We start from the raw sequence: 10,998 nt of genomic DNA on the forward strand, positions 1-10,998 counted from the left end.
GAGCCGCGGCACAGGGCCGGATGTGAAAAATGAAAACTAATTCGATGGACCCGGTCCGCCGCATCCCACTGGCACGTGCAGCCCTGGCGCTAACTATCGCCTTGGTGGGCGGAAGCTGCCTTGGCGCTCCCGCATGGGCCCAGACATCCGGGCCGCAAACCGCCCCGCTTTCAGACACTCAGGAAACGCAAGGCCCCCGGCCTGCCGGAAATGGCCCCGAACCAGCGGTCCCCGGTGACGGGTTGGCCTCCAGCACGCCGGTGCCCAACCAGCAAGAGCCCCTGCCCGCCGTCGAACCTTCACCCTCGGTTACGCCGCCACCGGCCCCCAAGGCCCTCGGCCAAACTGATGCGCAACGGCCAACACCCCAGGCAACGCCAGGCATGGCCCCCAATGCTGAGGCCATGAAAGAGGCCATGCGGGCCGCCATTCCGGCAGGTGGCGCCGAGATGGGACAACGTTCGCCACGTGTGTTGTCGGCAAAACAACAGAGCGCATCTGCCCCGCCTGCCGGCGCCAAGGGAGTTGGCGGGTCAGTGAAATCCGCGGTACCCATGGCCGCAGATACTTCTCACTGGCGTCCCACCATCGGCATCGCGGGGCAGGACGTCAGCGCACACCAAGGCAACGTCAATTGGCAAAGCCAATGGAATCTGGGCTCCCGTTGGGCGTACGTCAAGGCATCCGAGGGCAACTACTACCTCAACGAAAACTACGCACAGCAATACAACGGCTCCCGCCAGGTAGGCATGGTCCGTGGCGCATACCACTTTGCGATCCCCAACTGGTCCTCCGGAGCGGATCAAGCCAGATATTTCGTGGCCAACGGCGGTTCGTGGACGGCCGACGGTTACACACTCCCGCCCGTACTGGACATCGAATACAACCCCTACGCCGGCCGTACCATCAACGGCTTCTACTTTGGGAACACCTGCTACGACATGTCCAAGGCACAACTTGGGCAATGGGCGGCCGATTTTGGTAACACGGTCAAGGCCCTCACCGGCCGTTTCCCGGTCATCTACAGCACCACCGATTGGTGGGACACCTGCGTGGGCAACTCCACCTTCGGCAACTACCCGTTGTGGATCGCGTCCTACTGGAACAACCCCACCAACTCCCCCGGGGACATGCCCGTCAGCTGGGGCAACTACACCATGTGGCAGTACAGCAGCACCGGCCCGTTTGAAGGGGATTCCAACATCTTCAACGGCACTTACGACCAACTGCGAACCTTTGCACGAGGAGTCAGCCGCCCTGCCAGCCCCTCCATCCGGTCCGGCGCCGACGTCCTCGCTGCCATGCCCTCCGGCCGCCTGGACAATTTCCCGGCAGATGGACAAGGCCGCATCACCGGACCCGTAGCCATAGGCTCCGGATGGGGAACTGCACAATCCGTGCACGTCGTGGACTGGAACCAGGACGGCGTCCAGGACATCCTCGCCCAGTGGCCGGACGGCTCGCTCCAGGTCTTCCGCGGAGCGTCAGGCGGGGGCTTCCTCGCCCCCATCGTGGTGGGAACAGGGTGGCAGGAAATGTCGCTCACCGTTGGATGGTGGAATTCCAGGGACGCATATCCCGGAGTCATTGGACAAGATGGCAAAGGAAACCTCTACCGCTATGCCAACCCGGGGGCGGGCGCCCTCAGCGGCGGCGTGCTCATAGGGACGGGATTCGGCGGGCACCAGTTCAACCAGTTGGATTTTGACGGTGACGGAAACCAGGACATCGTCTCCCGAACCAGCGATGGCATCATGCGCCTTTACCGTTCCAACGGAGTGGGTTCGTTTCTCTCCGAACCGAGCCAGGTGATTGGCAACGGCTGGTCCGCCATGACGTCGGTCAGCTCTGCAGCCGGTTTTAGCGGCTCCGGTTCCCAGGGACTTCAAGCGCGTACCGCCAATGGCGACCTTTACTACTACCCTGCCGTGTCCGGATCCTGGGGTAACCGCTTCCTCATCGGCGTGGGCTGGAATGACGCGAACGTCATCAGTGGCGCGCCGGTCAACGTTGAGACCACCCTGGGCGTCGACCCGCAAGACGTCGTGGCTGCCCGCCAGGACGGAAACCTGTACCGGTACCCGGGGTCAGGTTCAACCTCCTTGCTGCCTGCCGAACTTATCGGAGTGCAGTGGACCGGCCTGAAGGCAGGTTTCCTCACGGACTGGAACGACGACGGCGCCCTGGACATCCTCGCGCAGTGGAACGACGGGCGGCTTAGCGTCTACCCGGGATTCAAGGGTAGAGGCTACGGGGCACCGATCAGCCTTGGCACCGGCTGGAAGGACTGGACGCTCACAGTCGGCTCATGGAAGAAGGCCGATACCCGTCCCTCCATAGTGGGATACGATCCCTCAGGCCGCTTGTTCCATATCAGCAACCCATCCGGCACCGGATTGGGGGCGCGTGTCCAGATTGGGACTGGTTGGACAGGACTGGGCATCATTCAGATGGACTTCGACAAGGACTCGAATATGGACCTCCTTGCCAAAAACACTGCCGGCGATTTGGTGCTGTACAGATCAAACGGCAACGGAGCATTTCTCCAGGAAGCGGCTGACACCGTCGGGGTCGGCTGGAATGTGATCAACAGCTACGGATCCATCCGGGGCTTCGCCGGAGCGGGGTCCACCGGAATTCTTGCTCGAACAACCACCGGCGACCTCCGCTACTACCCTGTGGGACAGAACGGAAGCTGGGGCACCCCTGCGAGGATCGGCACCGAGTGGGGTGGCCTGAGAATCCTCACCCCCGCCGGTTAATCCGGCGCAGCACCGGAATTGAAGAAGGACCCGCACACTCCATTTGGCGTGTGCGGGTCCTTTCTCATTTGGAAAAACCCTGCATAGGAAACAAATAATGTTGCTTCGGAGGACTGGGTATAAATCACGGGGTTGCGTGATCTAATGAAGGTGGTCTCACGTATTGGCTGTTCAGCGCATTCGGGAAACGGGCTTTGTTTGGGGGCAAACGAAGGTCACCAATGCGCACAATCAAGGAGTGATCTTTCATGGCGTTTACCGTTTCAACGGCCAAGGTCAGCATTTCGCCGCCGCTTGACGTCAATCCCTACATGGCGGGGTACGGGACCCTCGACGGCGGCCGGGAGGCTACCAGCAGTGCACCTTACGAATCATTATGGGTTCGTGCGATCGTGCTGTGGGAAAACGGCTCCCCCAACTTGATCATGAGCGTGGACATTCTTGCCCTGCCCAGATCCATCCACCAGCGGGCACGGCAACGTATCCTCGCGCTGGCAGGCTGGTCCAACGGCGATATCCTCATCCAGTCCACCCATACCCATAATGGGCCGGCTGTAGTGGATACCCTTCATCCGTTCATGTGCTACGGGTTGTCGGACCTGTCCATGGTGGAAACCTATAGTGAGCACTTGGAGAACGACCTCGTGGACGCTGCGAGGGAAGCGCTCAACGCAGCACAGACGGCCGTTACGTTGGACTACAAGGTCACCACTGCAAGCATCGCCTACAACAGAGTGGGACTCCCCTACCTGGAAAACACCGTTCCCGTGATCGTGGCACGAAAGCCTAACGGGAACGCTGCGGCGGTCATCTTCAACTACGCATGCCACCCGGTCGCTGCCGGCATGCGAACACTGTTCGACGGCGACTATCCCGCCGGTGCTTGCAACTACATCGAAAACACCAACCCGGAGTGCTTCGCCTTGTTCCTCCAAGGAGCAGCCGGGGACCAGAACCCCATGGGAGTGCCCAGCTGGGAACTGAGGGACGAGTACGCCACCACCCTCGGCGCAGCTGTTGACCGGGCCATGCAAACGCCTGGACGGGTCATTGGCAGCCCGCTCCAGACCAGCTACCAGGAAGTTCAGATTCCCCTGGACATCACGCCCACGGCAGGGAACATGGCAGCCGTGCGGGCTGCGTACGCGTCCCGCCTGCCAAACCTGGACGGCAACCCGGCCTGGTATGGCCGCCATGCCCAAGTCATGATCGGTCGAATCGACAGCGGCAGCTACGAGACCTCTGTAGTGTGCCCGTTCCAGGTGTGGAAGTTCGGCGGTAGCCCCCAGTTGAGGATCGGAATCGTCGGGGGCGAGTTGGTCAGCGGCTACGCGGCATACTTCCGGGCAAAGTTCGGTGGTGCAAACGGAGTGATTGTTGGCGGTTACGGAAACGAATCTTGCTACTACGTTCCCAGTGCACAGTTCCTGCCTCCCTATTCATCAGGGGGCAGCTACGAGGGCGGCTGGGACCCGGACCATCCGGGGATCGCGGGAGGCTCCATGACCGTTTACGGGCACATCGGCCACTTCCGGGGTGGAACTACTGGCGTTGAAGCAACGGTTATTAACACGCTGAACTCAATGTTCGCCTAAAACCAACCGTCGTTGAAGGCCTTGATCTGCGGAACAGGGCCTTCAACGTTTGCGCAGCGATTTTTTGTCGCTGTATCGATACCCGATTCCCTGGCAAATGCGTTGACCGGGAATCGGGTTCTGACAACCATGGAGGTGGAGGTCATCATGCGAACCTTGTACCCGGCCGCTGCGGCACTGATGCTGCTGATTGCGGGATGTTCCGGCACAACAACACCCTCGCCCACGGCATCGGCCGTTCCCTCCGCATCGTCAGAACCAAGCCCAACGCCCACCTCATCGGCGGCACCGAGTCCCGAACCGACTGCGCCAGGCAGCGGGCAGGGTGCCGGTGCCCCTGATGACTCGGGGCGGTTCTCCTATGTGTGCTCAAACCTTAACGAGGCTGTTCCGGACGTTACCTACACAAGCCTGACGGAGGTGTGGGCTTCCACGGAGTATGTCCGCTTGGCTTCGTGCACCGCCAGTTATGAAGGCCCGGGCCCTTTCGAACCCACGGAGGACGAAGCAAAGATCATTTCCATAGCAGAGCCTGGTATCTCTCCGTCGGACGGACTAGAAACCTACTTGACAGCCCTTGCCCTGTGTACCCGTGTCAGCGATGAAGCAGCGTCCGGGCTTTTCGGACGCAACAGCCGGCAGATGCTGCTAGCTGCCAGTGAGCTATGCCCCAGGGCACCGCAAGGAAAAATCATTGGCTTGTGGGCTTCCGGCGAACGGGCTGCAGACGGTGAATATGCGGTAGAAGACGGAGGTCTGGTACCCGGAAAGTTCCATCTCCGTAAGACCCCGCCCGACGGGTGTACCTGGTCAGTTGCGGGCTCTGACGGCAGTCAAAAGGCCGCCGGCGGAGCCGCGGAAGGCCAATCCGGAATAGTGCTGGAAGAAAAAGACGTCCTAACTAGTGACAAATGCGGAATTTGGGAGAAGATGGAGTAATGCAGCCGGTAACGGCTGGGGCGAAAATCCAACTGCATGCGGAGCTGGGGAGCATCCGAATGAAGTGGGGATCCCTCGGTGGACATGCCAAGACGCGTTGTCGTCCAGCTTGGCCTAGCCGGTCTCGTTCTTACAGGCTGCTCGGTCAAGGTCGTAGAAAATGTTGAGCCTTTCAAACTGGGCGTGACGAATGCCGGCGATGCCGACAAACCACGCGTCGAAAGACCCGAACCAGTAAAGCGCTATCAATTCGAGTGTCGCGGAATCAACGGAAATCCGCTGATTATCTTGTCGAGCCTTGAAGAGGTTTGGGCGAACACCCAATACAAGAAATTCGCCGACGTCGTAGTGACTTATGTGGGCCCACAGCCCCAAGTATTGGCAGCGGAAGAAAATGCTGCAGTTAATGTCGCTATCGAGGCGGGGGCCACGGGCTCACGCAATGATATTTGTCTCGCCATCATCAAAGCGTGCACAAGAAACAATCCGCCCACCATCAGCACGGCCCTCTATGGCCTTGGGGGCGTTCCCATTGTCAAAGGAGCGCTGACATTCGCGCCCATGGCGCCGCAGGCCGCGGTCCTGACCAAGTGGCTGAAGGAAGTGGCGTGATGGAACAGCAAACACGGCACGACGCCGGGTGGCGGCTTCGCGGACGCAAGGTCATCACCGCATTGGCTGCAGTTCTACTGACGGCTGCAGGCATGACGGCGATGGTTTCAAGCACCCCCGCCCACGCAGACCAGCAGAAACAAATCATAGGGATCGGTCTCACCAAACCCGCAGGGACCGTTTTGGACCCCATTGGCCGGATGTGGGTTTCTGACAGTGTGGCCGGGTTCTGCCGGATGTCAGAGCCGGTTAACGGAAATGCCGGCACTATTGAGCAGGACACGTGCCTGGGCGGAAGCCTGCCTGGTGCCGGGCCCGGGCCCAAGGTTCCCGGAGTTTCAATTGTTCTCGATCCCACACCGGGATCGATAGGAAGTGGTGACGAGACAGTCTTCATTCCGGACTCCGCTGTTGGAAGTTCGCACCTGGTCAGGGCCGTGTGGAACCCTCCGCTGGATCTCTTCGAATACAGCAGCACGCTAACGGTTCTTGACGGCGATGTCCGCCCGAATGCAGTTTCTGACGGTCCTGACGGCAACATCTATTTGTCGTTCGCCAATGCCCGGTCAATCATCAAGATCGTAAATCCCACCATCATGCACCCAAGCATTGAATCCATAGCCTCTGTGAGCACCCGTTCTCTGGGCCTCGTAGCGGCGGGCTGGGACAGCAACGGCAACGTCAGCATCTACGTTCTTGAAACCACCGGCCTCAGGGCATTCTCTGCCCCTGGAGACGGTGCCATGACGGACTACGTACCGCTGACTTCCTACAACGTTGGCGTCGCGGCAGCGATCTACTATGACTACGATGCCCACGTTATCTATACAGGGACAAGCAGCGGCACCACAGCAGGCACGGACAAGGTTTCGCGTCTGAACCTCACCACTGGCGTTGTGGACAATCAATGGGCCTTGGGCTTCAGCAAAATCAGTGGCCTCGGCATGCGCGGCGGACAGCTGCTTGTACTTGATGATCCCGGCCAATTGGGCTCGACTCCGGCAACCGGCCGAGGCAGCATCAGCATCCTCGGCGGCGCGGTAGCCAAGATCATTTCAGGTCCAACCCTGGCAAATGGTGCGCAGGCTCCCAACCCCGAGTTCACCAATGACACCACTCCAACGTTCGCCGTGACCGCGGAGCCGGCCGGCAGTGCCCTGGAGTGTTCCATGGGTGGAACGTGGGTTGATTGCACCGGAGGAACCTACACTTCGGCTGCGTTGCTCAACGGACCTCAGACCTTCTCCGTAAGGCCTGCTCCAGGTGGGGTTCCGGTTTCACGGAGCTTCACGGTGGACACTGTAGCGCCTGCCGCACCTGTCTTCACTTCTCCCAACAGTGGCCAGGTTGTCAACGGCAAGCCTGTACTGGGCGCCACCTTCGAGCAGGGAACGACGCTCAGCTGTTCAGTCGATTCCACTGCCGATGCCGCCTTCCAAACATGTGTACCCGGTGACACTTTTACGCTCACCACAGCAGGTACGCATGTATTGCGGATTCGCAGCACAGACCAGGCAGGCAACGTCAGCCCCGTCACTGCGCAAACGGTGACCGCTGACTTGACCGCCCCGCAGGTAGCCATCACGGCTCCCGCCAGCGGAGCTACTGTCGGAGCCGGCTACCAATTTCAATTCAGCTCCTCCTCCTCGGACGTCGCGGGATTCCGTTGTCGTTTGGGAACCGATGCCTTCACAGCATGCACCTCACCCAAGGTCTATGCAGACATCGCGAACGGACCCAACAGGTTCGAGGTAGAGGCCCGGGACACTGCAGGCAACACCACCGTTGCTGGCGTCAACTTCACGGTTTTCGTAGCTGACACCACACCTCCATCGGTGACTGCCAGTCCCGTAGGGGGAACGTATGGTCCTGCAGCCAAGGTCACGCTGACAGCCAGCGAGGCCGACGCGAAGATCTACTACACGGAAAACGGCACGGCCCCCACCACGGCCAGCACGCTCTACACCGCTCCCATCACCATGGGAAGCAAGACCATCACCTATATTGCAGTGGACGCCGCCAACAATGCCTCGGCTCCGCAGTCCCAGGTGTATGTACTGGACAACGTAGCGCCAACGGTGACTGCAAATCCCCTGGGTGGGAACCTCACCCTTGGTCAAAAGGTCACGTTGACTACAGAGTCCGGGGCGAAGATCCACTACACCACGGACAATTCCACGCCCACGGTTTCCAGCCCTTCCGGCATCACATCGGTGACATTGACTCCGGCGGCAACAACAACGGTCAAGTACTTCGCCGTGGATGCTGCCGGAAACCAATCGGCAGTAGCCTCGCAGACTTACACCTTGCCTGCGGCTCCGGCCAATACGTGGAAGGACTACAACTCCGATGCCAGGAATGACGTCCTCGCCCGGGATGCAGCGGGCACGCTGTGGCTCTATCCGGGCAACGGCACAGGTGGATGGTTGGGCAAGGTCAACACGGGAACGTCGTGGAACAACTACAACCTGATCATCCCAACACGGGATTTCAGCGGCGATGGGCGAAGTGATGTCCTTGCCCGTGACGCCTCCGGCCAGATCTGGCTCTTCAGGGGAAACGGTACAGGCGGGTGGCAGCCTCCCGAGGTGGTGGGCTCCGGCTGGAGCGGCTTCACAGCCGTGGCAGCACCGGGCGACTTCAGCGGAGACGGCAAATCCGATGTGCTGGCCAGGGATGCTTCCGGAGCCCTGTGGCTCTACAAGGGCGATGGATCGGGAAAGTTCAGCACTGGCCGGACCCAGGTCGGATCAGGGTGGAACGTTATGAATGCCATCTTCAGCACCGGTGACTTCAACGGCGACGCCAAGACAGACGTGATTGCACGCGATACAGGGGGCGCCTTGTGGCTTTACCCCGGAAACGGCAGCAGCGGCTGGGGTGCGCGCATCCAGATCGGCAGCGGCTGGAGCGGCATGACGGCCCTGCTTGGACCCGGCGATTTCAACGGCAACGGCAAAGCCGATGTTCTTGCCCGGGACGCCAGCGGAAACCTGTGGCTCTACCCAGGCAACGGCTCCGGCGGTTGGCTCGCGTGGGGCCAGGTAGGCAATGGATGGCAAGGATTTACTTCGCTCCCCTAATACGGGACAGACACAGCTTGCCGTTTTGAGGGGTGCACCGGAGAATATCCGGTGCACCCCTTTCGTCTGCTGCCGGCGGCGAGGCTGCCGTACTTCCACAGAAGGCATCCAACAATGAACTAGACTGAGGGTTTGCAAGGAACTCGTGACACCAGCGTTGCGGGCTGCGGCTGGCGTTCAAGAATTCGTCGGCACGAACTACCGAGGAGAGTCTTGACTTTCGACCAGGCAGGCCAACCGGATCTCTCCGTTGTGATCCCGGTCTATAACGGAGAACGGATTTTGGCGGCAACAATGGCCCGTCTTTCCGGCTACTTAACCAGTGGCACCTCCGAGATCATCATCGTGGAGAACGGTTCTTCCGACAAAACACTCGAGGTCGCCCTTAAGCACGCGGTGGACACGCCCAACGTGAGGTTCCAGGTCCTCCAAAGCCAAAAGGGCATGGGAAATGCCTACCGCAGGGGCATCGAAGCCAGCTCAGGCCGCCGGGTACTCCTCACGGCCGATGACCTCCCCTTCGGCACGGACGATCTTGACGAAGACAAAAAACTAACCACCAAGCCGCACATTGTCATCGGTTCGAAAGCCCACAAGGACTCGATCACAGAACGAAGTGCGATTCGTGGAATTACCACCTTCGGTTTCAAGACCCTGCGGCAGGTGATTCTCGGATCCAAGATCGGCGATTCCCAAGGGACCCTGATCGTCGACGGCGAGTGGCTGCGGAGCATGGTAGACCGCTTTGACGATCCCGGGTTCCTCTTCAGCACCCAGGTCGTCTATGCCGCTGAGAAGCAGGGCTTCAAAATCGTCGAAGTGCCCGTCACACTGGCACCGGACGACGAACCGGGCGAAACCACCATCCGAACTGCCGACGTCGTCAAGATGTTCAAGGGACTCGTGGCCATGCGCCGCCGTCGGAGTGAGTTCGCGGCAGCACCCAACGCCGGGACGCGCGCCTCATGACGGACTCAATCGCAGAAACACCGTCGAATAACAACGACGTCCATCAGGAACAGCCTCCTGCCAAGACCACCAAAGCCAAGCTGGTGGACTTCGCACGGCGCGCACTGGTAGTGATCGTGTTCGCCGCTGCGGTGTATTTCATTGCAGTCCAATGGCCGCAAGTCCAAGCCACCGTTTTCGCGCTGTATTGGTGGCAGGTTCTGCTGTCCCTGCTGGCACTCATCCCGGGTGTTCTCCTGGGCATGTATATGTGGCGGGTCGTTATGGCGAGCTTGTTGCGCCAGGTTGACGTCGAGCCCCAGGGGCTGGTGCTCAACCAGATCTATCTTGTCGGCCAAATCGGCAAATACCTTCCCGGTTCGGTGTGGGCATTCGTGCTGCAAATGGAGCTGGGCCGCAAGAACGGCATTGCGCGTGCGCAAGTCTTTGTGGCATCCCTGGTAAGCACCGGAATCACCATCGGAGCAGCCCTGGTAGTCGGAGCGTCGGCTCTGCCGATTCTGGTCCAACGTCAGCCCAATCTGCAGTGGCTGTACGTCATTCTTCCTGTGGTCATCCTGGCGATGAACCCGAACGTTGTGACGTTCCTGGTCAACATCGTCCTTCGGGTCTTCCGCCGGCCCCCGCTTCCCGAGCGTATCCAGGCCAACACCATGGTGAAGGCTTTCATCCTGGGCGTTCTGATGTACCTGTGCTTCGGGCTGCACTTGTGGATCCTGGTTGGCCATGAGGCCACACTGGACCTCGCAACCTTCCTGGTCCTGACTGGTGCGTTGGCTCTTGGCATGACCTTGGGTGTTCTGGCATTCCTGCTTCCTGCCGGCGTTGGTGCCCGGGAAGCGATCCTCATCCTTGCCTTGGCCGGAATGATGAGTGCCGGCGCGGCTACAGCCATCGCAGCCCTGTCGCGCATCATGTTCACCATTGCGGACCTATTGTGCGTCGGCATCGCTTTTGTTCACTTCCGGTGGCGGCAACAGTCCGCTTCCAAGACTCCCGCCGAGTCCACCTCCGAGGCCCCGTAACAGGTTCCGGATG

Annotated in this window: 7 protein-coding genes; all 7 read left to right on the forward strand. The window is 60.3% G+C overall.

Going from position 1 to position 10,998, the window contains the following annotated elements; all coding sequences use genetic code 11:
• The first annotated feature begins 29 nt into the window (after positions 1 to 29).
• The 7 genes from ABI796_RS12545 to ABI796_RS12575 all read left to right on the forward strand — a co-directional run bounded on the left by ABI796_RS12545 (position 30) and on the right by ABI796_RS12575 (position 10,985).
• Positions 30 to 2,762 (forward strand): GH25 family lysozyme, encoded by a 2,733-nt coding sequence (locus tag ABI796_RS12545; protein WP_141282440.1) that lies wholly within the window; start codon positions 30 to 32, stop codon positions 2,760 to 2,762.
• 248 nt (positions 2,763 to 3,010) lie between these two features.
• Positions 3,011 to 4,357, forward strand: a complete 1,347-nt coding sequence (locus ABI796_RS12550) for a hypothetical protein (RefSeq protein ID WP_141282437.1) — start codon at positions 3,011 to 3,013, stop codon at positions 4,355 to 4,357.
• A gap of 147 nt (positions 4,358 to 4,504) precedes the next feature.
• Entirely contained in the window at positions 4,505 to 5,296 is a 792-nt protein-coding gene (locus tag ABI796_RS12555) for a hypothetical protein (protein ID WP_246095715.1), read from the forward strand.
• Positions 5,297 to 5,380: 84 nt separating this feature from the next.
• Complete coding sequence (locus ABI796_RS12560) at positions 5,381 to 5,908, forward strand: hypothetical protein (protein ID WP_141282703.1); 528 nt, start codon at positions 5,381 to 5,383, stop codon at positions 5,906 to 5,908.
• Complete coding sequence (locus tag ABI796_RS12565; RefSeq protein WP_141282435.1) at positions 5,908 to 8,991, forward strand: chitobiase/beta-hexosaminidase C-terminal domain-containing protein; 3,084 nt, start codon at positions 5,908 to 5,910, stop codon at positions 8,989 to 8,991. The genes ABI796_RS12560 and ABI796_RS12565 overlap by 1 nt, the downstream gene beginning before the upstream one ends.
• A gap of 213 nt (positions 8,992 to 9,204) precedes the next feature.
• Entirely contained in the window at positions 9,205 to 9,960 is a 756-nt protein-coding gene (locus tag ABI796_RS12570) for a glycosyltransferase (RefSeq protein ID WP_246095714.1), read from the forward strand.
• Entirely contained in the window at positions 9,957 to 10,985 is a 1,029-nt protein-coding gene (locus ABI796_RS12575; RefSeq protein WP_141282431.1) for a lysylphosphatidylglycerol synthase domain-containing protein, read from the forward strand. Before ABI796_RS12570 ends, ABI796_RS12575 begins: the two co-directional genes overlap by 4 nt.
• The last annotated feature ends 13 nt before the right edge of the window (positions 10,986 to 10,998 follow it).

The organism is Paenarthrobacter aurescens (genome assembly GCF_041549525.1).
In the GTDB taxonomy this organism is placed as follows: Bacteria; Actinomycetota; Actinomycetes; order Actinomycetales; family Micrococcaceae; genus Arthrobacter; species Arthrobacter aurescens.

Coding starts and splice junctions, on each gene's coding strand:
- ABI796_RS12545 (WP_141282440.1), top strand. CDS start 30: ATGAAAACTAATTCGATGGACCCGGTCCGCCGCATCCCACTGGCACGT.
- ABI796_RS12550 (WP_141282437.1), top strand. CDS start 3,011: ATGGCGTTTACCGTTTCAACGGCCAAGGTCAGCATTTCGCCGCCGCTT.
- ABI796_RS12555 (WP_246095715.1), top strand. CDS start 4,505: ATGCGAACCTTGTACCCGGCCGCTGCGGCACTGATGCTGCTGATTGCG.
- ABI796_RS12560 (WP_141282703.1), top strand. CDS start 5,381: ATGCCAAGACGCGTTGTCGTCCAGCTTGGCCTAGCCGGTCTCGTTCTT.
- ABI796_RS12565 (WP_141282435.1), top strand. CDS start 5,908: ATGGAACAGCAAACACGGCACGACGCCGGGTGGCGGCTTCGCGGACGC.
- ABI796_RS12575 (WP_141282431.1), top strand. CDS start 9,957: ATGACGGACTCAATCGCAGAAACACCGTCGAATAACAACGACGTCCAT.